Genomic DNA, 22,181 nt, shown 5'->3' with positions numbered 1-22,181 from the left:
ACAGCGACTGCGCAGGTCACCGTGGCCCGACCTGGTCCCCCGGGGCGGCATGCCTCGCGGAGGTGGCCGTGCCGCGCGGCGAGAGGCGCAGACCGTCGTACAGAGGGAAGGGGCCGGCGCCGACACGGTGACGCCGGGACGACTGCGCGGGACTCCACCCGGGAGCGCGGAACCGTTACAGGCCCTGCCCCCGTGGTCCTTCGTCGTGCAGGATTCGCTGGAAGAGCAGGTGATCCCGCCACGCGCCGTTGGCGTGCAGATACTTCGGCGCGAAGCCGTACTGCTCGAACCCGGCCTTGGCCAGAACCCGCTGCGAGGCCGTGTTGTCCACCATCGTCCCCGCTTCGACCCTGTGCAGTGCGAACTCCTCGCGCGCGGCCAGGCACGCCGCCTCGACGGCGGCAGTGGCGATGCCGCGCCCGGCCCGCTCCCCGTCGACCCAGTAGCCGACGCTCGCACTGCACAGCGGGCCGAGGGTGATCCTGGACAGGGAGACGGCGCCAACGAGCCGCCCACCGTCCGTCTCGACGAGCACCCACAGCATGGCCTGCCCCGCTTCCCGCTGCGCGAGCTGGTCTCTCAACCGGGCCCGTTGGCCACCTGCGGTGAAGAACTCCGCATGCCGGTCGGGTTCCCAGGGGCGCATGCAGGTCCGGTTCCGCAGCAGCGTCCCGGCGAGTGCTCCGGCATCGTCCAGAACGGCCGCCCTCATCTGTACACCCTCAGTGATCACACTCATACTTCCTCGGCTCCGCGTCAGGATGAGGCGTTTGCGGTCGGCGACTTATACCGTTCCTCTCGGGCCTTTCAGCTTGCCGAGGTGTTCCATTCCCAGACCAGCATGATCACCCGGCACTAAGCTGCATGCAGCATCTGTCCAGGGGGCAAACCGTGGAGAACAGCTCCATAGCAGGCATGGGCCGGCTGAGTGACGTCGAAATCGGCGTCTTCCGCTGGATCACGCAACACGGCCATTTGACCGTCGAAACAGCGGCTCAGGATCTGGGGCTGACCGCGGAGGCCGTGCAACACGCGGCCTCCGTGCTCACCGCCCGGCATCTGCTTCGGCGCCTGCAAGGGCCCGCAGCGGAGACTCGGCTCGTATCCGTCGCTCCCGAGACAGCGGCGGCGACGTTGCTCGCCCCCATCGAGACGGCACTTCGCAGCCAGTTGGCACGGGCTGAAGAGCTGCGAGGGGAATTCAACGCGCTTGGTCCTCTGTACGCCGAGACTCGGCAAACCCGGCGGCACCACACTCCGATCGAAGAGGTCCACGACACCAGGACTTTTGCCGAACGGCTCGACGACGCGATCGCACGGTGCCGGTCGGAGGTGCTCACCTGCCAACCAAGCCGGGAGCACCCCGCGGGCCCGGTGGAACCTGCGAGCGATCGCGACCTGGCCCTCCTCGGGCGCGGCGTTCGGATGCGCACCCTCTACCAACACACAGCTCGCCACGACACCACGACACAGGAGTACGTCAAGCAGCTCGCCTCGACCGGAGCCCAAGTCCGAACCCTGCCCGAGCTCTTCGGCAGGATGACTGTGATCGACGAGGAGATCGCGTTCATCTCTTACCACAATGCGCAGGATGGCGCGGTCATCATTCGTGACCCGTTCACGGTCGGTTACTTCTGCTCGGTCTTCGAGCACTCCTGGGTACTGGCCACCCCGCTCAATCCAGGTCATTTCGGCACGCCCACCATCAGCACCGAGGCCAAGCAGGCAATTGTGCGGTTGCTGACCGAGGGTCTCAAGGACGAAGTCATAGCCCGCCGGTTGAACATGTCCCTGCGAACCTGCCGGAAGCACATCAGGGAAATCATGGAGAGCTTCCGCGCCGAGAGCCGATTCCAACTCGGTTACCTCATCCGCGCGCGGCTGGGCGATGCCGGCAAGCCGGGGTCTGGTCACATCGACAGCGTGGTAGATGCCGCCTGCACCGATCGATCATGACTGTCAGAGCCCGATGCGCTCGACCGTGCGGACGTCACGGACGACGTACTCGGTGAGCGACCTGCCGCAGCGGACCCTGAACCGTGCGGTGGGATCGGGCCGTTCGAGGTCGAGGAGGAGGGTGCGTTCGTCGGTCCAGCCTTGCAACCGGAATTCCGCGTTGCCGATGTGGACGAGTCCGAAGCGCGGTTCGCCGGCGATGCAGAGGACCGGGCGCCCGTCGATCAGCTCGATCGTGCCGGGGAGGCTGTCGGTCGGGTCGGCGCCGGAGTCGTCGGACCAGTCCAAAAAGGTGGCGGGCACATCGAGCTCGCAGGCCAGGCCGTCCGTCTCGAATGGCTGGAGTGGCACCTCGCTCCGGGCGAACAGGACATCGGTCCAGGGCAGTTCGGCGCGGAAGTCGGCCGGGAACAGACCCATCAGTTCCGGGGTGGGAACGCAGTCGACGACCAGATGGATACGTCGCCGGGCGCTGCGATTGCGGGCGATGTGCAGGCGGTCGAAGTCCGCGTACCACAGTTGCCCGGCGTTCCAGTGGTAGGTCTCGCCGCCCACGACGAGTTGCGCTCCGGGCTGGGTCACGATCGGGATGTGCAGCCGGAGGGAGCCCCACGGAAAATTGGTGCGGCCGTCCCGGTGCTCATGGGTTTCGGCTCCCGGCCCGAGTGCCATGAGACGGACGCTGTGCAGTGGAGCGGGGATCCTGCCCAGCACCTCAGCGTGGTAGGGGCTGCGGGCCAGGGCCTCGGTGTCGAGGTGGTCCTCCAAGCCCGCGCCGCCTGGGTCGGTGCGCGCCAGGCTGCCGCTGGGGCCGCGCAGTGGGATGATCTTCCAGTCGAAGGTGTCCTCGGCACCCAGGCCCTTCTGGCTCACCGGACGGTTGGGGCGCCATGTGAGATCCGACAGGGCGGCGACCTCTGCGGCGAGCCGCACGGCGTCGACGCTGAGGTCCAGCGGTGCGGCGGGCGGCAGATGCGCCCATGTGGCGTTGTCCACAGAGGTCAGGGGCTCGGAAGACACGGGCATTCTGGGTTCCTCACTTGTCGCTGTGCTGTGGTGGTTGGTCCTTGACGGTCTGGTCGGCCGGGGCCTTCTGCATCACGGTGTGCGGGTCGGCCCCCCACGGGCGGGTCCTGCCGGTCGCGGCCGCCGCTGCGAGCGCGGTGAGTCCCCCGGCGGCGAACACCCACGGCGCGGAGATCCACTCGGCCACGAGCCCGCCGATGGCCAGTCCCGTGCCCTGGGTGGTGATGGATCCGGTGCCGGCGAGGGTCATGGCGCGGCCGCGCAGATGTGGAGGCACGCTCTCGATGAAGAGCTGGTCGAGTGGGAGGGCGTAGGCGGTTCCCGCGCCGCTCAGCAGCAGCAGGGCGAGAGCCCAGGGCAGAGCGGGTTCGACGGCGAAGCAGACGAGCGGGGCTGCTGCGAGGAGCAGCAGGGGGGGAACGCTCCGGGCGCGCTTTTCAGCTCTGAGGAATCGGGCGACTGCTGCCTCGCCCAGCGCGGTGCCGACGGCCGGGGCTGCCAGGAGAAGGCCCACCGCGGTGGGTCCTCCCCCCAACTGCTCGGCGTAGGGGGCTGCGAGCCCTTCCGGCATGACGATCAGTGCTGTGGGCAGCCATTGCAGGAGCAGCAGACGCCTCAGCAGCGGCGTGGTGAGGATCATCCGGTTGCCCTGCACAGTGGCACGGATGATGCCCGTACTCTCCTGACGTCCTGCGGAAGGAGCAGGCCTGGGGCGGACCGTCAGGACCACGACCACGATGGCGAAGGCGAAAGTCGCCGCATCCAGGTACAGAGCGGCTCGCGGGGTGACCAGGAGCAGCAGGAGACCGCCGAGGCCGAAGCCCAGAGTCTGGCCGATCTGAATGGTGCCCGAGAACATCGAGCGGGCCAGGGCGTAACCTTCCATGCCGACGATCTCCGGGAGCATGGTCTGGCGGGCCGCGCGGAATGCGGGAGTCAGCGCCCCGGATGCCGTCACCAGGCACAGCAGCACAGCGACCGACGTGCCGGGCAAGGTCATCAGCAGCACACACACCATGCGCGCGGCATCGCCGATGAGCATCACCCGGCGGGCCGGGAACCGGTCCACCACGGAGGACAGCAGGGCAGCCGTCAGCACCTGGGGCACGAAGCCGAGCGCGTACGTGAGCGCGGCGGCCAGGGCGGACCCGGTGCGGTCGTACACCAGGACCGACAGTGCGATCTTGGTGAGAACGTCACCGAGGATGGACACTGTGTGGGCTGCGAACAGACCGTTGAACTCACGGTTGCCGAGCAGGTCCTTGTAGGTGATCGGCCCGCTCATACGGGTGAGCCGAGCGACATCGGGCAGCCCGAGGGCGCAGGGCCCTGCCGGGCCGTTCCGGTCCGGGCAACGTGCCCAGGTGCGGCAGGCACGGTGAGGCGCACCACGAGCCCGCTGGGCGTCAACTCCCGGGCCGGATCGGGAACCACAGTCGTGTCAGGAGCAGCCTCCACGCGGAAGTCGCGCAGCAGCAGCGCGGTGCCCAGCGTCATCTCGATCAAGCTCCAGGACAGTCCCATGCACACCAGGGGGCCCGCGCCGAAGGGCAGATAGGCATGGGGCACAGCCGCGGTACCCGATCCATCGGAGAGCCAGCGATCCGGATCGAAGGACAGCGGATCGGGGAACCACTGGGCGTCGCGCTGGATGACGTAAGAGGGAATCATCACCTTGGTGCCGCGGGCCAGGGTGTAACCGCCGAGCTCCGTGTCATGAAGGGTGTGGCGGGCGTATATCCAGTTCGGCGGCCACAGGCGCAGTGCCTCCTTGACCGCTCGCCGGGTGTACTCGAGCTGCTCGTAGTGGGCATGAGTGATCGGGTCCGACGGCGGGAGCACGGCGGCGGCCTCGTTCGCGATGCGCTCTTGGGCCTCGGGGTTCCTGATCAGCTCGTGGATGATCCAGCCGAACCCGGAGGAGGGCGCGCTCTGGGCGGCCAGCAGGGTGGCCGCCAACGTCTCGCGGATGATCCGGTCGGAGAGCACTCCGTGCCGACCTGTCGGTTTCATCAGCACACCGAGCAGGTCATCCCCTTCGATCCGCCCCTCCTTGCGGCGGACGTCGACCACCCGGGCTATTCCGTTCTCCAATGCCCGGTTGGCGCGTGCCACGCGCCGGTGACGCGGCAACGGCAGCCAGGAGGGCAGCGCGATCGTGCTGCGGATGACAGGAAGGAGGGCGTCGAACAGTTCCTGTTCCAAGCCCTCCGCTATCGGCGCGTCCTGCGTGAAGCAGATCATCGCGCCGAGCCGGGAGGTAAGGCGACGCATTTCCGCGACGATCTCGATGTCACTGCCGGAGGCCCAAGACGGAATCGCGGTTCGCATTTCCGCCCCGATCATGGGGATCTTGGCCTGCATTGTGGACGGGCGCATTCCGCGCATGCGGGCAGCACGCGAAGAGGACCACTGCTGCAGTGTCGCCGCATCCTCTCTCTGCTTCCGGTGGAGGAAGTCCACCTCTCCGCCGAAGTCCTTGTTGGTGCGCAGGAGAACCTCCCCCGCCAGGGCCGGGTCGGACACGACGACGATGTGGTGGTCGAAGGACCAGATCGCTCCGTACCGTTCGGACATGCTGGTCATGAAGCCGAGGCGGTCCTCGTCGTAGGCCGGTCCATTGCCGGTAAGACGCGCGCCACGCGGGCCTGGAGGTCGGTTCATCGGATCCCCTCGGGTAAGTCGGTCCGGCTTGTCGTGCCCCTGGGGCTGGACAGAAGCGAAAGCTCTGCCCAGCCCCAGGAATGAGCTCCCCTGGCTGCAGATAAGGGGGAGTTGCTCAGTACTTGTAGAAGCCGGCCAGGGCGGTCATCTTCGTGCGGCGGGCAATCGCGTACGAGGCAGTCTTGAGCAGGGCCATCGTCAGCACCTTCTTCCATGGCAGGGGCCGTCCCGGAACATGAACGACCAGAGTGGTTGTGTTTTCAACTCCGCACGTCTTTGCCGGAATTGCTGTTGCCCGTTCAGACTGCCGACCGGCCACTCGGCAGGTCCAGCATGATCGGGTGGCAGTAGCTGCATGCATCAAATAGCCAGGGGTATCTTGCGGAGATACCGGACATTCGGCCGCCGTGCGACTTCCGGAATGCGCAACGAGGCCGACAGAAAGCCCCGGGCGGACCGGCCGCAGACAAGCACCGCCGGGGGTGGGCGACGGGCGGGACATCCCGTTGATGGCGCACCCGTCTGACGCCGCGGCCGGGCGCGTGGCCCGCCACGGCACCGGTCCGGGCGGCGCCCCGTTCCGGACGATCGACGGTCTGCCACTCTTGGACGTGTCCGGGTGGCCAGGACGACGGCGGCACCAAGGGACCCACGGAGATGTACGGGGGACTCGGCGGGGCGGGCGGTCATGGTGATCGATGCGGCGCTGACCCGGAACCCGTGCCGACCGAGGCGGCATGGTTTAGCGTTTCCTCAGGTCGGAGGAGTGTTACCTATGTGCGGACGGTATTCGGCGAGTCGTAAGCCAGAGGATCTCGCGGGAATCTTCGAGATCGAGAAGTGGGAGCCCGAGGAGACCCTCGAGCCGGACTACAACGTGGCACCCACCAAAGAGGTCTACGCCGTCCTGGACCGCCCCCTGAAGGACGCGGACGACCCGCGGCCGGTTCGCCAGCTGCGCACGCTGAAGTGGGGGCTCGTCCCGTCCTGGTCGAAGACCCCCGAGGGCGGCGCCCGGATGATCAACGCCCGCGCGGAAACCGTCCACGAGAAGCCGTCCTACCGCCGTGCCTTCACCTCGCGGCGCTGCATCCTGCCCGCCGACGGCTACTACGAGTGGGTCACCGGCACCCAGGAGCGCGAGCTGGAGGTCGAGGGCAAGAAGAAGCGGCCCCGAAAGCAGCCGTACTTCGTGACACCGGCCGACGGGTCGGTCTTCGCGATGGCCGGGCTGTACGAGTTCTGGCGCGACAAGACCCTGCCGGACGACCACCCGCAGGCCTGGTGGGTGACGTGCTCGGTCATCACCACGGAGGCCGAGCAGAGCCCGCTCGCGGTGTCCCCGGCCGACGGGCCGCGGGCGCTCGCCGAGATCCACCCCAGGATGCCGCTGATGCTGACGCCCGACCGCTGGGACGCCTGGCTGGACCCGTCCCGCACGGACGCCGACGACCTGCGCGAGCTGCTCGCTCCGCCGCCCGCCGGGCTGATGCGCGCCTACCCGGTCGCCACCGTTGTCAGCAACGTCCGCAACAACGGGCCGGAGCTGCTGAAGGAGCTGGAAGGGCCCGAAGAGGGCACACTCTTCTGACGTGGCGAACGGAACGAACGTGAGCAACGTGAACAACGTGACGAAGACGACTGAAGTGACGAAGATGGCCGGAGTGACGAAGGCGGCCGGAGTGACCACCGAGACCGTCGAGACCGACGCGGGAACCGCCCGCATCACCTGGCACCAGGCGAAGAAGGCCCGGCTGGTCCTCGCCGTCAGCCATGGCGCGGGCGGCGGCATCGAGGCCCGTGACCTGACCGCCCTGGCCGAGGCCCTGCCCGCCCACGGGGTGACCGTGGCCCGCGTGGAGCAGCCCTGGCGGGTGGCGGGGAAGAAGCTGGCACCCGCGCCGAAGACGCTGGACACCGGCTGGCGGGGCATCTGGCCCGCGCTGGCGAAGGCCGGACTGCCGGTCGTCTCCGGCGGGCGCAGTGCCGGGGCCCGGGTCGCCTGCCGTACCGCCGCCGAGCTGGGCGCCCACGGCGTGCTCGCGCTCAGTTTCCCGCTCCACCCGCCGGGCAAGCCGGAGAAGTCCCGCGCCGGGGAGCTGCTGGGCTCCGGGGTGCCCACCCTGGTCGTGCAGGGCGGCAACGACCCGTTCGGGAAGCCGCAGGAGTTCCCCGCCGGGGAGTACGAGCTCGTGGAGGTCCCGCACGGGGATCACGGCTTCGCTGTGCCGAAGCGTGCGGATATCTCGCAGGAAGACGCCGTGGCGGTCATCACGGACGCGGTCGTGGAGTGGGCCGGGTCACTCGGGTAAAGCTTCGGGAATGCCGGGGCGGCGGTCACTGTTGTGCGGGACGTACGTGCTGGAGACCAGCACCGACGTCGTAGGAGAGGGAGTCCGCCGCATGGGTTCGACCATCTGCCCGACCCGCAGCAGCCGCGCCGACCTGGACTGGACGGTGCTGCACGCGGCCAGGACCGCCCCTGTTCGGGCGGCGGGCGGACCGGATCGTCGTCTATCCTCCGATTCGGGTGAGACCGGTCTCGGTCTCACGAGAACACTCGAGGAGGTGGGTCCGGTCACAGGGACCGACGCAGGGACCGAACACGGCCAGGCGGAGCAGCCCGAGGGCCAGGGCGGCACGGGCGCGGAGACGGCCGCGGAGCGCAGTGCGCGCTTCGAGCGGGACGCGCTCGAGTTCCTCGACCAGATGTACTCGGCAGGGCTGCGCATGACGCGCAACCCGGCCGACGCCGAGGACCTGGTGCAGGAGACGTATGCCAAGGCGTACGCGTCCTTCCACCAGTTCCGCGAGGGCACCAACCTCAAGGCGTGGCTGTACCGGATCCTCACCAACACCTTCATCAACTCGTACCGCAAGAAGCAGCGCGAACCTCAGCGCTCCGCGGCCGAGGAGATCGAGGACTGGCAGCTCGCCCGTGCCGAGTCGCACATGTCGACGGGTCTGCGCTCCGCCGAGTCGCAGGCGCTCGACCACCTGCCCGACTCGGACGTGAAGCAGGCGCTCCAGGCGATCCCCGAGGAGTTCCGCATCGCCGTCTATCTCGCGGACGTCGAGGGGTTTGCCTACAAGGAGATCGCCGACATCATGGGGACACCCATCGGTACGGTGATGTCCCGGCTGCACCGGGGCCGCCGTCAGCTGCGCGGCATGCTGGAGGACTACGCCCGTGACCGCGGGATGGTCCCGGCCGGTGCCGGAGAGTCGAACGAAGCGAAAGGCTCGGGGTCATGAGCTGCGGAGAGCCGCACGAGACGGATTGCAGCGAAATCCTCGATCATCTCTACGAGTTCCTCGACCGTGAGATGCCGGACTCGGACTGCGTGAAGTTCGAGCACCACTTCGAGGAGTGCTCGCCCTGCCTCGAGAAGTACGGGCTCGAGCAGGCCGTGAAGAAGCTCGTCAAGCGCTGCTGCGGGCACGACGACGTGCCGGGCGACCTGCGGGACAAGGTCATGGGGCGGATCGACCTGATCCGCTCCGGCCAGGCCGTCCCCGATCAGGACGTCACGGCCTCGCCCGCCACGCATCAGGAGTCCTGACACTCCTGCGCTTTTCAACTACCCCACCTCTGCGCGGGTAGTCACTCTCGAACACGTCACTCGAATGTGCTAATCCGCGGGTTATCGGCCCGCGGAGCCCCCTGTTGCCGTCCTAGGCTCCGGGCCTGACGGACCTGGCCGGGGGAGGGGCACATGGAAGCGGTACCGGCACGGGCACGGGTCTACATCGCCTGTGTCGTCACGGCCGCCCTGCTCTGCCTGCTGCCGCAGCCGGGCACCCACACCACCTGGTGGGCGGTCGTACTGCTCGCCGGGCTGTACGCCGGATGCGAGCGCGTCGCCCGGTCCCGGTTCGTGGGGATCTCCCACCCGGCCGGGACCTTCTACCCCGTGCTGCTCGCCGGTGCCTTCCTGCTGCCCGCGCCCGCGGCGGCGCTGGTGGCCGTGCCCGGCGCGCTGCTCTCACAGGTCGGGCAGCGGCCTGTGGCACTGCGACGCGTCTGGCGGGCCGCCCAGCTCGTCCTCGGGGTGTGGGCCGCGGCCAGGACGCACCGGCTGCTCGGCGGGCCGGAGGCGGTCGCCGCGGGCGACGTCCCGTACGCCCTCGGGCCGGCCGGGGCGGCCGTGCTGGCGTTCTGCCTGGTGCTCGCGCTGCTCGACGGCGGGATCCTGGCCGTGGCGGAACGGGTGCCGGTGCGGCGGGCCTGGCGGGGACTGGTGGCACGCTCGCTCGCTCCGATCGCCGTGCACGGCCTCGCCGGGCTGATGATGGCCGTCCTGTGGCGCAGCCCCTACGGGCCCGTGGCCGCGCTGCTCGTGCTGCTGCCCATGTGCGTCTCGTGGTGGGCGTTCGCGCAGTACCACCGGGAACACGCCGCCCATCAGGCGACCATCCGGGCGCTCGTCCAGGCCGTCGACATCAAGGACGGGTACACCCGCGGGCACAGCGAGCGGGTCGGGCAGGCCTCCATGATGATCGCGCGCGAGCTGGGCATGGCCGACGAGCGCGTCGAGGTGCTCCGCTTCGCCGGGATCCTGCACGACGTCGGCAAGCTGGGCGTGCCCACCCGGCTGCTCAGGAAGGACGGGCCGCTGACGCCCGAGGAGCGGCGGGTGATCGAGCTCCACCCCGAGTACGGGCACGAGATGGTGCGCGGCATCGGCTTCCTCGGCGAGGCCCGCGCCGCCGTGCTGCACCACCACGAGCGGCTGGACGGCAGCGGCTACCCCTACGGCCTGGTGGGTCGTCAGATCCCGGAGTCCGCACGGGTCGTGGCGGTCGCGGACGCCTTCGACGCCATGACCTCCACCCGCAGCTACAGCAGGGCACGGCCCGTCGCCGTGGCCCTGGCCGAGCTGGAGCGGTGCGCGGGCAGCCAGTTCGACCCGGTGATGGTCGCCGCTCTGGTCGACGCCGTCGGGCGGACGGGGTGGCACCCCGCCGTGACCGCCGACGACGACGAGACCCGCCCACCACGGGTGCCCCCGCCCGGCGCACACCTGTCCGGCCGCCCAGGAGCACACCGATGAGCGCGTACCGGCCGCCCCCGCTCCTCACCCTCGTCCACGCCTGCGCCGGCCTCTTCGCCGCCGGCTCCCTCGCCGTCACCCTCTACGACGGCCTCGAGGAACGCCGGGTCGCCCTCGCCTTCGGCGTCCTCGTCACCGTCGGCGAGCTCACCCGGCGCAACGGCGCGCGGGTCCGGGAGCCGGCGCCGCTCGGAGCCGCGGCGGCCCTGTCCTACGCCCTGCTCGGAGAGGCCGGCGGACGGGCCACCCATCACGGCCCCGCCCAGGTCGTCGCCGTGGTCCTCGCCGCCTCGCTGCTCGGCAGCGTCCCGCACGTCGCCCGCGGCCAGGGGCCCACACTCGACCATGTGGCGCGCCGCGTGCTCACCGTCGGTTTCGTCGCCGTGTGCTTCCAGCCCCCGTACAACCGGGGCATGTTCGACGACTGGGGCGGCCCCGCCTACGCCCTGCTGCTGCTCGCCCTGCTGTCCCTGACCGCGCTGTGCGACGCGGTGCTCGCCGCCGCCCTGGCCCACACCCGCACCGGCTGGCCGTTCGGGCCGGTGCTGCGGGACGAGCTGCGGGCCGTGTGCGGCATCGGGTCCGCCGTCATCGCCACCGGGGCGGTGATGGCGCTGGCGGTCGCGGTCGTGGGGCTGTGGGCCCTGCCCGTCTTCTCCGTACCACTGCTGCTCGCCCAGATGTCGTTCCGCCGCTACGCCGCCGTCCGCGCGACCTACCGGCAGACCATCGCCTCCCTCGCCCGGGCCACCGAGGTCGCCGGATACACCCCGGCCGGGCACGCCCGGCGCGTCGCCGCGGTCAGCAAGGCGGTGGGGCGTGACCTGGGGCTGACCGAGCCCGAGCTCGCCGTACTGGAGTACGCCGCGCTCATGCACGACATCGGCCAGCTGAGCCTCGTCGACCCGGTGCCTGCGGGCGCCACGGCCGCGCTGCCCGCCGCGGAGCAGCGGCGGATCGCCCTGCTCGGCGGGGCCGTCGTACGGCAGACGGGCGTCGACGAGGCGGTGGCCGTGATGGTGGAGCGGCAGGCCGACCCCTACGCAGAGCAGCCGCTCGCCGCGCGAATCGTCCGGGCCGTGAACGCGTACGAGGAGAAGTCCCGGGAAGGAGGGCCGGGCGGGCCGCTGAAGGCGCTGGAGGAACTCCGGCTCGCCACGGCCGGGACGTACGCCCCGGAGGTGGTGGAATCACTGGCCCGCGTACTGGCAAGGAGCAGTCTGACCCTGCCCGTGGCTGGGTAACCCATGGGTAATGAGCGCCCTCGAGGCCGTACGTGGTTGGATGCGAAGGAGAAGGTGTCCGGGGGCTCGAAACACAGCTACGGCCAGCCCACCGCACGGAACTGGCAGGCGGGAATCGTGAGGATCTTCGGCAAGGGACGGCACCGGCCCTCCGCCTCCTGGCGGCAGGCCACGGACCGGGCGTTCACCCTCATCGGCGACGGCCGGTACGAGGACGCAGGCGCACTGTTGACACGTGCCGCCGATCTGGAGCCCTGGCTTTCCGAGTCCTGGTTCAACCTCGCGCTGCTGCACAAGTTCCGGCACGACTGGGAGCAGGCGCGGGCGGCCGGGCTGCGAGCCGTGGCCCTGCTCGACCGGGACACCGGCGCGCCCGACTGGTGGAACGTCGGCATCGCAGCGACCGGGCTGCAGGACTGGCCGCTGGCCCGGCGCGCCTGGCAGGCCTACGGGCTGCGGGTGCCGGGAGCGGCCAACGACTCCGGTGAGCCCCTCGGCATGGACCTCGGCAGCGCGGCCGTACGGCTGTCCCCGGAGGGGGAGGCCGAGGTCGTGTGGGGGCGGCGGCTGGATCCCGCGCGGATCGAGGTGCTGTCCATTCCGCTGCCGTCGTCGGGGCGGCGCTGGGGTGAGGTCGTCCTGCACGACGGTGTGCCGCACGGGGAGCGGACGACTGCCGCCGGGCACACCTACCCGGTGTTCGACGAGATCGAGCTGTGGGCGCCCTCGCCGGTGCCGACCTGGGTGGTGCTGCTGGAGGCGGCGACCGAGTCGGACCGGGACGCGCTGGAGCAGCTCGCGGCGGACGCCGGGTTCGCCGCGGAGGACTGGTCTTCCTCCGTGCGGTTGCTGTGCCGGATGTGTTCCGAGTCGCGTATGCCGTCGGACGAGGGCGACGGGGAGCATCTCGATCCGCACGATCACAGTGAGCCGGGGCATCCCGGGCCGCTGGGGCACCGCACGGACGGGCAGCTGTGGGTTCCCGAGCGGGAGTGCGGGTTGGCTGCGCCGGCTGCGCTGGTTCGAGGATTGCTGGACGGGTGGGTGGCGGACAGTCCGGATTCCCGGGATTGGCGGGATCTGGAAGAGGTCTGTTAGCGCCGTTGTCGGGTGCCGCGCCGTCGTGGTTGTTCGCGCCCGCGCGGCGGAGCCGATGGTGAAACAGTCCCGCACCCCTGACGGGGCGCCTTCCCCGTACCCTGTATCTGCATCCGGCTTGGATTTGTTCAGGAAGGCGTACGTAACGTCATGGCTCAGCAGGACACCGATCAGCAGCGTGCGGGCGTGCTCCCCGTCGATGACGAGGGGTACGTGATCGACACGGAGGACTGCGAGGAGCGCGAGGCGGCCTGGCGGGAGCGGGGAACCTCGCGGCCGATCACGGTGGTCGGGAACCCGGTGCTGCACAAGGAGTGCAAGGACGTCACCGACTTCGGCGAGGAGTTCCAGCAGCTCGTCGCGGACATGTTCGCCAGCCAGCGCACCGCCGAGGGCGTGGGCCTCGCCGCCAACCAGATCGGCGTCGACGCGAAGGTCTTCGTCTACGACTGCCCCGACGACGAGGGCGTCCGGCACACCGGTGTCGTCTGCAACCCCAAGCTCGTCGAACTGCCCGCCGAGAAGCGGCGCCTGGACGACAGCAACGAGGGCTGTCTGTCGGTGCCCACCGCGTACGCCCCGCTCGCCCGCCCCGACTACGCCGAGGTGACCGGGCAGGACGAGAAGGGCAACCCGATCCGGGTGCGCGGCACCGGGTACTTCGCTCGGTGTTTGCAGCACGAGACGGACCACCTGTACGGCTACCTGTACATCGACCGGCTCTCCAAGCGCGAGCGCAAGGACGCCCTGCGGCAGATGGCCGAGAACGAGCCCCGCTACCCCGTGGTGGCCAACGACTGAGACCTCGGCTTCACCAGCCGCACGGCGTCTGTCCGGGTTTCCCGCCCGGGACAGGCGCCGTTCTTCTGTGCCGTTCGCCTGTCCGTCGCACGTTCGACCGCTGTTGCTCTCCCGGTGATCCGCGGGAAGTCACACAACGGGAGATTCCCGGCGCTGTGGGGTGGTGAATGAAGCAAATACGTTCCCAGAACGGTCAGTTGTAGTGCTGAATGGGATGAGCGGGGTATGCAACGGCGCACGCCCGGCACGAAGGGAGGGGCGCCCGCGCCAACTGGCGGCTGAGAGGGGTTAGTTCGTGCATGCTTTGTCACACGGCACCACACCGACACCGGTCACGATCCCAGTTCCACCGTCGCTCTCTCTCCCGGTGATCGAGGCGGAGTTTCCCCGGCAACTCCACCCGTATTGGCCGAAGTGCCAGGAGAAGACCCGGGCCTGGCTGCTCGAAAAGCGGCTCATGCCGGCGGACAAGGTGGAGGAATATGCCGACGGCCTTTGCTACACCGACCTCATGGCCGGGTACTACATCGGCTCCTCGGACGAGGTCATGCAGGCGATCGCCGATTACAGCGCGTGGTTCTTCGTCTGGGACGACCGTCACGACCGCGACATCGTGCACGGCCGCCCTGTCGCCTGGCGGCGGCTGAGGGACCGGCTGCACTCGGCCCTCGACTCCCCCAGGGAGCACCTGCACCACGAGGACCCACTGGTCGCCGGGTTCGCAGACAGTGTGCTGCGGCTGTACGCGTTCCTGGGCCAGACGTGGAACCTCCGGTTCGCCCGGCACTTCCACGCGGTGATCGACGCGTACGACCGGGAGTTCCACAACCGCACCCGGGGAATCGTCCCGACGGTCGAGGAATACCTGCAACTGCGCCGGCTCACCTTCGCGCACTGGATATGGACGGACCTGCTGGAGCCGACCGCCGGCTGTGAACTCCCCGACGCCGTGCGGAAACACCCGGCGTATCGGCGGGCGGCGCTGCTGAGCCAGGAATTCGCCGCCTGGTACAACGATCTGTGCTCGCTCCCGAAGGAAATCGCGGGCGATGAGGTGCACAATCTCGGAATCAGTCTCATCACCCATGAGGGGCTGACTCTGGAACAGGCCGTCGTGGAAGTCAGGCGTCGAGTCGAGAAAACCATCACCGATTTCATCGACGTCGAGCAGGAAGCCTTAGGGTTCGCCGACGACCTCGCCGACGGCACCGTGCGGGGAAAGGAACTGAGCGCCGCCGTGCGGGCCTGTCTGAGCAACATGCGGAACTGGTTCAGTTCCGTCTACTGGTTCCACCACGAGTCCGGCCGGTACATGGTGGACAGCTGGGACGACCGGTCCACGCCCCCGTACGTCGACAACGAAGCGGCAGGTGAGAAATGACCGTCGAGTCTGTGAAACCGGTCCACGCCCCCGTACGTCGACAACGAAGCGGCAGGTGAGAAATGACCGTCGAGTCTGTGAAGCCCGAAACCCCGCCGGCCGTGGAGCTGCGGGAGCCGCCCCGGGCGGGCGGCGGCGTCCCGGTTCTCGGGCACGGTTGGAAGCTGGCGCGCGACCCGCTGGCGTTCATGTCCCGGCTGCGCGACCACGGCGAGGTCGTGCGGCTGAAGCTCGGACCGAAGACGGTGTACGCGGTCACCACCCCGGCCCTGACCGGCGCCCTGGCACTGAGCAACGACTTCATCATCGCCGGGCCGCTGTGGGAGTCCCTGGAAGGCCTGCTCGGCAAGGAGGGTGTGGCCACGGCGAACGGCCCGCGGCACCGGCGCCAGCGGCGCACCATCCAGCCCGCCTTCCGGCTCGACGCCATCCCCGCCTACGGCCCGATCATGGAGGAGGAGGCCCACGCGCTCACCGAGCGCTGGAAGCCCGGCGAGACGATCGACTGCACCTCCGAGTCCTTCCGGGTGGCCGTGCGCGTGGCGGCTCGCTGCCTGCTGCGCGGCGAGTACATGGACGAGCGGGCCGAGCGGCTGTGCGTCGCCCTCGCCACCGTCTTCCGGGGAATGTACCGGCGGATGGTGGTCCCGCTCGGGCCGCTCTACAACCTGCCGCTTCCGGCCAACCGCGAATTCAACCGGGCATTGGCCGATTTGCATCTCCTGGTCGACGAGATCGTCGCCGAGCGCAGGGCATCCGGTCAAAAGCCGGACGATTTGCTGACGGCATTGCTGGAGGCGAAGGACGACAATGGCGACCCGATCGGGGAACAGGAGATCCACGATCAGGTCGTCGCGATCCTCACCCCCGGCAGCGAAACCATCGCCTCCACGATCATGTGGCTGTTGCATATGCTCGCGGAGCACCCGGAACACGCCGACCGGGTGCGCGACGAAGTGCAAGCCGTCACCGGTGGGAGGCCGGTGGCATTCGAGGACGTCCGAGGACTCAGGCACACCAACAATGTCGTGGTCGAGTGCATACGTTTGAGGCCCGCCGTGTGGATTCTGACGCGCCGGGCGGTGCGGGACACGGAACTCGGTGGATACCGTATTCCGTCCGGGGCGGACATCATCTACAGCCCCTTCGCGATCCAGCGCGACCCGAAGTCGTACGAGCGAAACCTGGAGTTCGACCCGGACCGGTGGCTTCCGGACCGGGTCAAGGACATCCCGAAGCACGCCATGAGCCCCTTCAGCGTCGGCAACCGCAAGTGCCCGAGTGACCACTTCTCGATGGCCATGCTGACGCTGATCACGGCGGCGCTGGCCACCAGATACCGCTTCGAGCAGGTGGCGGGGTCGAAGGACGACGCACGGGTGGGGATCACGCTCCGGCCGCACGACCTGCTGGTGCGGCCGGTCGCGCGGTGACCGAAGCCGTGCCTCAGGCCGCTTCGGGGCCTCTGAATGTGCGCCGGTAGGCGTTCGGCGTGGTCCCGATCGCCCGGACGAAGTGGTGGCGCAGCGTGGCCGCGTTGCCGAACCCCGTTCGGCCGGCGATCGCGTCCATGGTCTCGTCCGTCGCCTCCAGCAGCCGCTGGGCCAGCAGCACACGCTGGCGCAGCACCCAGCGGTACGGAGTCGTACCCGTCTCCTGCTGGAAGCGGCGGGCGAAGGTGCGCGGGGACATGTGGGCGCGGGTGGCCAGCTGCTCGACGGTGACCTCCTCGTCCAGGTGCCGCTCCATCCACGTCAGCACCTCACCGATCGTGTCGGCCTCGGGGAGCGGCAGTGGGCGCTCGATGTACTGGGCCTGGCCGCCGTCGCGGTGCGGCGGCACCACCATCCGCCGGGCGATCTTGTTGGCTACCTCGGTGCCCTGCTCCTTGCGCACCAGGTGGAGGCAGGCGTCGATGCCGGCTGCCGTGCCGGCGGAGGTGATCACGGGGTCCTCGTCGACGTAGAGCACGTCCTGCTCCACGACCACGCGCGGGTACTGCCGGGCGAGTTCCTGGGCGTGTTTCCAGTGCGTGGCACAGCGGCGGCCGTCCAGCAGCCCGGCCGCGGCCAGCACGAAGACGCCGGAGCAGACGCTCAGCACTCGGGCGCCGCGGTCGACCGCGCGGCGCAGGGCGTCCAGCAGTTCCGGCGGGAAGTCCCGGTGCGCGTAGCTCTGCCCGGCCGGCACGGCGATCAGGTCGGCCGTCTCCAGCCGCTCCAGGCCGTGCTCGGCCTGGAGCGAGAAGCCCGAGTTCATCCGCAGCACCGGGCCCTCGGCCGAGGCCACGGCGAAGTCGTACACCGGCAGGCCCTCGTCGCTCCGGTCGGTGCCGAAGACTTCGCACACCACACCCAGTTCGAAGGGATTCACGCCGTCGAGGAGGGCGACGGCCACGTTCTGCAGCATGCGTCCAGTGTGCCTCGCCCTTGGCAGTAATTCGAGGGTCTACGGCAGTACTGCCACTGACGGTAAGGAGTCATCAGCGCGACAGTGGTGTCCATGAACACGAACCAGATGGAAGCGCTGATCGGACTGGCCGCCACCTTCGGGATCCTGGTCCTCCTGATCCTCCCGTCCGTGATCGGCCTGGTGCGCGAGAGGCGCATCGACCGTCAGATCAGGGAGGCCCAGGAGGCCCGCGAAGAGGTGCCGGCTCAGAAGTCCTCGTCCAGGTCGACGGTGCCCTCCACCGCCACCTGGTACGCCGAGGGCCGCCGCTCGAAGAAGTTGGTCAGCTCCTGAACCCCCTGGAGCTCCATGAAGGAGAAGGGGTTCTCGGAGCCGTACACCGGAGCGAAGCCGAGGCGGGTCAGCCGCTGGTCCGCCACGCACTCCAGGTACTGCCGCATCGACTCGGTGTTCATGCCCGGGAGACCGTCACCGCACAGGTCGCGTGCGAACTGCAGCTCGGCCTCGACGGCCTCCCGGAGCATGTCCGCCACCTCCTGCTGGAGCCGGTCGTCGAAGAGCTCCGGCTCCTCCTTGCGGACGGTGTCGACCACGTCGAAGGCGAAGGACATGTGCATCGTCTCGTCGCGGAAGACCCAGTTGGTGCCGGTGGCCAGGCCGTGCAGCAGGCCCCGGCTGCGGAACCAGTAGACGTAGGCGAAGGCGCCGTAGAAGAACAGGCCCTCGATGCACGCGGCGAAGCAGATCAGGTTGAGCAGGAAGCGGCGGCGGTCCGCCTGCGTCTCCAGCCGGTCCAGCTTCTCCACCGAGTCCATCCACTTGAAGCAGAACGAGGCCTTCTCGCGGATGGACGGGATGTTCTCCACGGCCGCGAAGGCCGCAGTGCGGTCCTCCGGGTCGGGCAGATACGTGTCGAGCAGCGTCAGATAGAACTGGACGTGCACGGCCTCCTCGAAGAGCTGACGGCTCAGGTACAGCCGCGCCTCGGGGGAGTTGATGTGCTTGTACAGCGTCAGCACCAGGTTGTTGGCGACGATCGAGTCGCCCGTTGCGAAGAACGCGACCAGCCGGCCGATCAGGTGCTGCTCCGCCGGTGACAGCTTGGCCAGGTCGGCGACGTCCGAATGGAGGTCGACCTCCTCCACGGTCCAGGTGTTCTTGATGGCGTCCCGGTAGCGCTCGTAGAAGTCCGGGTACCGCATGGGGCGCAGGGTGAGCTCGAAGCCGGGGTCGAGAAGGTTCTGGGTCATGACAGTCGGCGCGAAGCGCCGTCCTCCAGGGGGTGGCGGTCGGGTGGCGGGTGGGAATTACTGGCAGGCTTCGCAGGACTCGGGGTTTTCCAGGGAGCAGGCGACCGCTTCGGGGTCGGGGGTGGCCTGCGCGGGGACGGTGGCCTGTGCGGCGCGGGCGATGCGGGTCGCCGGGCGCGAGCGCAGGTAGTACGTCGTCTTCAGCCCGGACTTCCAGGCGTAGGCGTACATCGAGGAGAGCTTGCCGATGGTCGGCGTCTCCAGGAAGAGGTTCAGGGACTGGGACTGGTCCAGGAACGGGGTCCTGGCCGCCGCCATGTCGATCAGGCCGCGCTGGGGGATCTCCCACGCCGTGCGGTAGAGGGCGCGGACGTCCTCGGGGATCCAGGCGAAGTCCTGCACCGAGCCGCTGGCCTCGCGCAGGGCCTCACGGCTGCGGGCGTCCCACACGCCGAGCCGCTTCAGCTCGTCCACCAGGTAGGAGTTGACCTGGAGGAACTCGCCCGACAGCGTCTCGCGCTTGAACAGGTTGGACACCTGCGGCTCGATGCACTCGTACACGCCCGCGATGGAGGCGATCGTGGCGGTGGGGGCGATGGCGAGGAGCAGCGAGTTGCGCATGCCGGTCGTGGCGACGCGCTCGCGCAGGGCCGCCCAGCGCTGCGGCCAGGTGAGCTCGACGTCGTAGTGGTCGGGGTGCAGCACGCCCCGGGCCGTACGGGTCTTCTCCCAGGCGGGCAGCGGCCCGTTGCGCTCGGCGAGGTCGGCGGAGGCCTCGTACGCGGCGAGCATGATGCGTTCGGCGATGCGCGTGGACAGGGCCTTGGCCTCGGGCGAGTCGAACGGCAGGCGCAGCTTGAAGAAGACGTCCTGCAGGCCCATCGCGCCGAGGCCGACCGGACGCCAGCGGGCGTTGGAGCGGCCCGCCTGCTCGGTCGGGTAGAAGTTGATGTCCACGACCCGGTCGAGGAACGTGACGGCCGTGCGGACGGTCTCGTCCAGCCGCTCCCAGTCCATGCCGCCGTCGGCCACGAACGCGCCGAGGTTCACCGATCCGAGGTTGCAGACCGCCGTCTCCCCGTCGCTGGTGACCTCCAGGATCTCCGTGCAGAGGTTGGAGGAGTGCACGACGTGGCCCGGCTCGGCCGTCTGGTTGGCGGTGCGGTTGGCGGCGTCCTTGAAGGTCATCCAGCCGTTGCCGGTCTGCGCCAGGGTGCGCATCATGCGGCCGTACAGCTCGCGGGCCGGCAGGGTCTTCTTCGCGAGGCCCTTGGCCTCGGCCGCCCGGTACGCGGTGTCGAACTCCTCGCCCCACAGGTCGACCAGTTCGGGCACGTCCGAGGGGGAGAACAGCGACCAGTCGGCGTCGGCGTTCACGCGCCGCATGAACTCGTCCGGCACCCAGTGCGCCAGGTTCAGGTTGTGCGTGCGGCGGGCGTCCTCGCCGGTGTTGTCCCGCAGCTCCAGGAACTCCTCGATGTCGGAGTGCCAGGTCTCCAGGTAGACCGCGGCCGCGCCCTTGCGCCGGCCGCCCTGGTTCACGGCGGCGACCGAGGCGTCCAGGGTCTTCAGGAACGGGACGATGCCGTTGGAGTGGCCGTTGGTGCCGCGGATCAGTGAACCGCGGGCCCGGATGCGGGAGTAGGCGAGTCCGATGCCGCCGGCGTGCTTCGACAGCCGGGCCACCTGGTGGTAGCGGTCGTAGATCGAGTCCAGCTCGTCCTTGGGGGAGTCGAGGAGGTAGCAGGACGACATCTGGGGGTGCCGGGTGCCGGAGTTGAACAGGGTGGGGGAGGAGGGGAGGTAGTCGAGGCGGCTCATGAGCCCGTAGAGCGCCGCGACCTCGTCCAGCGCGCGCGTGGTGTCGTCCTCGGCGAGGCCGCTCGCCACCCGCAGCATGAAGTGCTGGGGCGTCTCCACAACCTTGCGGGTGTGCGGGTGCCGCAGCAGGTAACGGCTGTGCAGCGTGCGCAGGCCGAAGTATCCGAAGCGGTCGTCGGCCTCCCGGTCGATCAGCGCGTCGAGACGGGCGGCGTGGACGCGCACGAACTCGGCGGTCCGGTCGGCGATGAGGCCCTCGCGGTGGCCGACCGCGACGGACTCGGTGAAGGACGTGACGCCCTGGGAGGCGGCCTCTTCGCGGATGCCGATGGTCAGCAGCCGGGCGGCCAGCCGGGAGTAGGCGGGGTCCTCGGAGATCAGACCGGCCGCGGCCTCCGTCGCCAGCTCCCGCAACTCCCGCTCGTCCGCCTGCGCGGACCGGCCGCGCAACGCGGCGGCGGCGACCCGGCCGGGATCGGCGTCGGGGAGGTCGGCGGTCAGCTCGGTCAGGGTCCGCAGCAGCGCGGCACCGGGGGTGTCGTGCTCTTCTTCGGCGGCTGAGACCGGTTCGGCTGGCGCGATGGTCACGTGGGGCTCTCCCTCGCTCGGCACGGGGGCCTCGTCGAGGGCAGGGGGGCAGCACACGAGCGCACGCGGCGTCGCGTCCACCGGCCCATTCCACGAGGCCCGGACGTCAGGGCACACCGGCCGGGTGGCCGGGCGCGCTGTCGGCAGGTCCTCGGACTGACTCCTGTGCGGGGCGGTTCCGGGAACGGAGGGTTCCGGGAACAGACATGCACAAGTACACCGTTGCGGGACAGTTCCGGATTCGCACCGGATTCCCCTGCGGCGACAGCGAGCATGAGCATACATCTTGTGCCGGGTTCGGATGGCACCCCCAGATGTTGTGTCGCGCTGGTTTCAGAGCGTCAACTCATAGGTGAGAAGAGTGATGTCCGTCCGCTCCGGGATGGGGTTCCAGTCGCGCTCGGGCGTGCGGAGGAAGCCCAGCCGTTCGTAGATGCGGTGGGCCGCGTGCATGGTGCGCTGGGTCGACAGCACGACGCTCCGGCAGCCCGGCGTGGCCCGGGCCCGGGCGAGGCAGGAGCGGACCAGGGCCTCGCCGACCCCCTGTCCGCGCGCCGCGTGGGAGACGGCGAGCATGCGGATCTCGGCCTCGTTGGGGCCGGCTATGTCGGCCATGGGGCCGCCGGACGGGACGAAGGTGACGCCGCCGAGCACGCGACCGTCCCTGAGCGCGGCCAGGACCTCGGCGGCGGCGGCCCGTCCGGCGACGTCTCTCAGCACGCGCAGGTACTCGTCGCCCTCGCCGAAGTCGAGGAGGTTGTCCTGAAGGTAGGCCTGGGCGGTGATGGTGCCGAGGTCGTCGTATTCGGTGGGTTCGACGGGGCGGATCAGGATGTCCATGGCGTGAGTGTGCACGACAGCGGGCCGCCGAGGGTGCTTGCTCCTC

General features: G+C 69.6%; 20 protein-coding genes and 1 riboswitch. Of the genes, 12 read left to right on the top strand and 8 right to left on the bottom strand.

What is annotated here, in order from left to right:
• Positions 1 to 175 precede the first annotated feature (175 nt).
• Positions 176 to 712: a GNAT family N-acetyltransferase gene (locus FDO69_RS31915; protein ID WP_234388189.1), complete on the bottom strand. Its 537-nt coding sequence runs from the start codon at positions 710 to 712 to the stop codon at positions 176 to 178.
• 179 nt (positions 713 to 891) lie between these two features.
• Here FDO69_RS31915 and FDO69_RS31910 point away from each other — a divergent pair, with 179 nt between their 5' ends.
• Positions 892 to 1,956 carry a LuxR C-terminal-related transcriptional regulator gene (locus tag FDO69_RS31910; protein ID WP_159030669.1) on the top strand — a complete coding sequence of 355 codons (1,065 nt, stop codon included), beginning with the start codon at positions 892 to 894 and terminating at the stop codon, positions 1,954 to 1,956.
• 3 nt (positions 1,957 to 1,959) lie between these two features.
• Here FDO69_RS31910 and FDO69_RS31905 read toward each other — a convergent pair whose 3' ends face one another.
• Genes FDO69_RS31905 through FDO69_RS31895 form a run of 3 tightly spaced genes read right to left on the bottom strand, consistent with a single transcriptional unit; the run spans position 1,960 to position 5,646 of the window.
• Positions 1,960 to 2,976: an aspartyl/asparaginyl beta-hydroxylase domain-containing protein gene (locus tag FDO69_RS31905; RefSeq protein WP_159030668.1), complete on the bottom strand. Its 1,017-nt coding sequence runs from the start codon at positions 2,974 to 2,976 to the stop codon at positions 1,960 to 1,962.
• A 16-nt stretch (positions 2,977 to 2,992) separates the two neighbouring features.
• Positions 2,993 to 4,267: an MFS transporter gene (locus tag FDO69_RS31900; protein WP_104784999.1), complete on the bottom strand. Its 1,275-nt coding sequence runs from the start codon at positions 4,265 to 4,267 to the stop codon at positions 2,993 to 2,995.
• Complete coding sequence (locus FDO69_RS31895; protein WP_104784996.1) at positions 4,264 to 5,646, bottom strand: cytochrome P450; 1,383 nt, start codon at positions 5,644 to 5,646, stop codon at positions 4,264 to 4,266. Before FDO69_RS31895 ends, FDO69_RS31900 begins: the two co-directional genes overlap by 4 nt.
• A 775-nt stretch (positions 5,647 to 6,421) precedes the next feature.
• Here FDO69_RS31895 and FDO69_RS31890 point away from each other — a divergent pair.
• The 10 genes from FDO69_RS31890 to FDO69_RS31845 all read left to right on the top strand — a co-directional run bounded on the left by FDO69_RS31890 (position 6,422) and on the right by FDO69_RS31845 (position 16,657).
• Positions 6,422 to 7,237, top strand: coding sequence for an SOS response-associated peptidase (locus FDO69_RS31890; RefSeq protein WP_104784994.1), 816 nt, complete (start codon positions 6,422 to 6,424; stop codon positions 7,235 to 7,237).
• A gap of 64 nt (positions 7,238 to 7,301) precedes the next feature.
• Complete coding sequence (locus FDO69_RS31885) at positions 7,302 to 7,958, top strand: alpha/beta hydrolase family protein (RefSeq protein ID WP_104785083.1); 657 nt, start codon at positions 7,302 to 7,304, stop codon at positions 7,956 to 7,958.
• A gap of 256 nt (positions 7,959 to 8,214) precedes the next feature.
• Entirely contained in the window at positions 8,215 to 8,901 is a 687-nt protein-coding gene (gene sigR, locus FDO69_RS31880; RefSeq protein ID WP_104784992.1) for an RNA polymerase sigma factor SigR, read from the top strand.
• Positions 8,898 to 9,209: a mycothiol system anti-sigma-R factor gene (gene rsrA, locus FDO69_RS31875; RefSeq protein WP_104784990.1), complete on the top strand. Its 312-nt coding sequence runs from the start codon at positions 8,898 to 8,900 to the stop codon at positions 9,207 to 9,209. Before sigR ends, rsrA begins: the two co-directional genes overlap by 4 nt.
• A gap of 153 nt (positions 9,210 to 9,362) precedes the next feature.
• A complete protein-coding gene (locus FDO69_RS31870) occupies positions 9,363 to 10,700 on the top strand; it encodes an HD-GYP domain-containing protein (protein WP_104784987.1) in 1,338 nt (445 codons plus the stop codon).
• Positions 10,697 to 11,944 (top strand): HD-GYP domain-containing protein, encoded by a 1,248-nt coding sequence (locus tag FDO69_RS31865; RefSeq protein WP_170320970.1) that lies wholly within the window; start codon positions 10,697 to 10,699, stop codon positions 11,942 to 11,944. The genes FDO69_RS31870 and FDO69_RS31865 overlap by 4 nt, the downstream gene beginning before the upstream one ends.
• A 117-nt stretch (positions 11,945 to 12,061) precedes the next feature.
• Positions 12,062 to 13,042 (top strand): tetratricopeptide repeat protein, encoded by a 981-nt coding sequence (locus tag FDO69_RS31860; protein ID WP_104785080.1) that lies wholly within the window; start codon positions 12,062 to 12,064, stop codon positions 13,040 to 13,042.
• 150 nt (positions 13,043 to 13,192) lie between these two features.
• Positions 13,193 to 13,843, top strand: a complete 651-nt coding sequence (gene def, locus FDO69_RS31855; RefSeq protein ID WP_104784983.1) for a peptide deformylase — start codon at positions 13,193 to 13,195, stop codon at positions 13,841 to 13,843.
• A gap of 295 nt (positions 13,844 to 14,138) precedes the next feature.
• Positions 14,139 to 15,224: an epi-isozizaene synthase gene (cyc1, locus tag FDO69_RS31850; RefSeq protein ID WP_104784980.1), complete on the top strand. Its 1,086-nt coding sequence runs from the start codon at positions 14,139 to 14,141 to the stop codon at positions 15,222 to 15,224.
• Between the two features lie 62 nt (positions 15,225 to 15,286).
• Positions 15,287 to 16,657 (top strand): bifunctional albaflavenone monooxygenase/terpene synthase, encoded by a 1,371-nt coding sequence (locus FDO69_RS31845; RefSeq protein WP_104784977.1) that lies wholly within the window; start codon positions 15,287 to 15,289, stop codon positions 16,655 to 16,657.
• A gap of 13 nt (positions 16,658 to 16,670) precedes the next feature.
• Here the strand turns inward: FDO69_RS31845 and FDO69_RS31840 are convergent, their stop codons facing one another.
• Positions 16,671 to 17,633 carry a GlxA family transcriptional regulator gene (locus tag FDO69_RS31840; protein WP_104784974.1) on the bottom strand — a complete coding sequence of 321 codons (963 nt, stop codon included), beginning with the start codon at positions 17,631 to 17,633 and terminating at the stop codon, positions 16,671 to 16,673.
• A 93-nt stretch (positions 17,634 to 17,726) separates the two neighbouring features.
• On the opposite strand from FDO69_RS31840, the gene FDO69_RS41375 reads away from it, so the two are divergent.
• Positions 17,727 to 17,969 (top strand): hypothetical protein, encoded by a 243-nt coding sequence (locus FDO69_RS41375; RefSeq protein ID WP_167526715.1) that lies wholly within the window; start codon positions 17,727 to 17,729, stop codon positions 17,967 to 17,969.
• On the opposite strand, the gene FDO69_RS31835 is transcribed toward FDO69_RS41375, so the two are convergent.
• The 3 genes from FDO69_RS31835 to FDO69_RS31825 form a co-directional block, all read right to left on the bottom strand.
• Positions 17,882 to 18,886: a ribonucleotide-diphosphate reductase subunit beta gene (locus FDO69_RS31835; protein WP_104784971.1), complete on the bottom strand. Its 1,005-nt coding sequence runs from the start codon at positions 18,884 to 18,886 to the stop codon at positions 17,882 to 17,884. The two genes, FDO69_RS41375 and FDO69_RS31835, sit on opposite strands and share 88 nt — an antisense overlap.
• 57 nt (positions 18,887 to 18,943) lie before the next feature.
• Positions 18,944 to 21,295 (bottom strand): ribonucleoside-diphosphate reductase subunit alpha, encoded by a 2,352-nt coding sequence (locus tag FDO69_RS31830; protein WP_104784968.1) that lies wholly within the window; start codon positions 21,293 to 21,295, stop codon positions 18,944 to 18,946.
• A 125-nt stretch (positions 21,296 to 21,420) separates the two neighbouring features.
• Positions 21,421 to 21,576, bottom strand: a riboswitch (cobalamin riboswitch).
• 52 nt (positions 21,577 to 21,628) lie between these two features.
• On the bottom strand, positions 21,629 to 22,135 hold the full coding sequence (locus tag FDO69_RS31825; RefSeq protein ID WP_104785077.1) for a GNAT family N-acetyltransferase: 507 nt from the start codon (positions 22,133 to 22,135) through the stop codon (positions 21,629 to 21,631).
• Positions 22,136 to 22,181 lie beyond the last annotated feature (46 nt).

It is taken from the genome of Streptomyces tibetensis (assembly GCF_007655005.1).
In the GTDB taxonomy this organism is placed as follows: Bacteria; Actinomycetota; Actinomycetes; order Streptomycetales; family Streptomycetaceae; genus Streptomyces; species Streptomyces tibetensis.
Note: the sequence above shows the minus strand (reverse complement) of the source record. Positions and strands in the feature narration are given on the sequence as shown.

What these genes read in the sequence shown, in the direction of transcription:
- FDO69_RS31900 (WP_104784999.1), bottom strand. Translation starts at nt 4,267, where the DNA reads ATGAGCGGGCCGATCACCTACAAGGACCTGCTCGGCAACCGTGAGTTC.
- FDO69_RS31845 (WP_104784977.1), top strand. Translation starts at nt 15,287, where the DNA reads ATGACCGTCGAGTCTGTGAAGCCCGAAACCCCGCCGGCCGTGGAGCTG.
- FDO69_RS31865 (WP_170320970.1), top strand. Translation starts at nt 10,697, where the DNA reads ATGAGCGCGTACCGGCCGCCCCCGCTCCTCACCCTCGTCCACGCCTGC.
- FDO69_RS31890 (WP_104784994.1), top strand. Translation starts at nt 6,422, where the DNA reads ATGTGCGGACGGTATTCGGCGAGTCGTAAGCCAGAGGATCTCGCGGGA.
- FDO69_RS31870 (WP_104784987.1), top strand. Translation starts at nt 9,363, where the DNA reads ATGGAAGCGGTACCGGCACGGGCACGGGTCTACATCGCCTGTGTCGTC.
- FDO69_RS31840 (WP_104784974.1), bottom strand. Translation starts at nt 17,633, where the DNA reads ATGCTGCAGAACGTGGCCGTCGCCCTCCTCGACGGCGTGAATCCCTTC.
- FDO69_RS31915 (WP_234388189.1), bottom strand. Translation starts at nt 712, where the DNA reads ATGAGGGCGGCCGTTCTGGACGATGCCGGAGCACTCGCCGGGACGCTG.
- FDO69_RS41375 (WP_167526715.1), top strand. Translation starts at nt 17,727, where the DNA reads ATGAACACGAACCAGATGGAAGCGCTGATCGGACTGGCCGCCACCTTC.
- rsrA (WP_104784990.1), top strand. Translation starts at nt 8,898, where the DNA reads ATGAGCTGCGGAGAGCCGCACGAGACGGATTGCAGCGAAATCCTCGAT.
- FDO69_RS31885 (WP_104785083.1), top strand. Translation starts at nt 7,302, where the DNA reads ATGGCCGGAGTGACGAAGGCGGCCGGAGTGACCACCGAGACCGTCGAG.
- FDO69_RS31825 (WP_104785077.1), bottom strand. Translation starts at nt 22,135, where the DNA reads ATGGACATCCTGATCCGCCCCGTCGAACCCACCGAATACGACGACCTC.
- def (WP_104784983.1), top strand. Translation starts at nt 13,193, where the DNA reads ATGGCTCAGCAGGACACCGATCAGCAGCGTGCGGGCGTGCTCCCCGTC.
- FDO69_RS31895 (WP_104784996.1), bottom strand. Translation starts at nt 5,646, where the DNA reads ATGAACCGACCTCCAGGCCCGCGTGGCGCGCGTCTTACCGGCAATGGA.
- FDO69_RS31835 (WP_104784971.1), bottom strand. Translation starts at nt 18,886, where the DNA reads ATGACCCAGAACCTTCTCGACCCCGGCTTCGAGCTCACCCTGCGCCCC.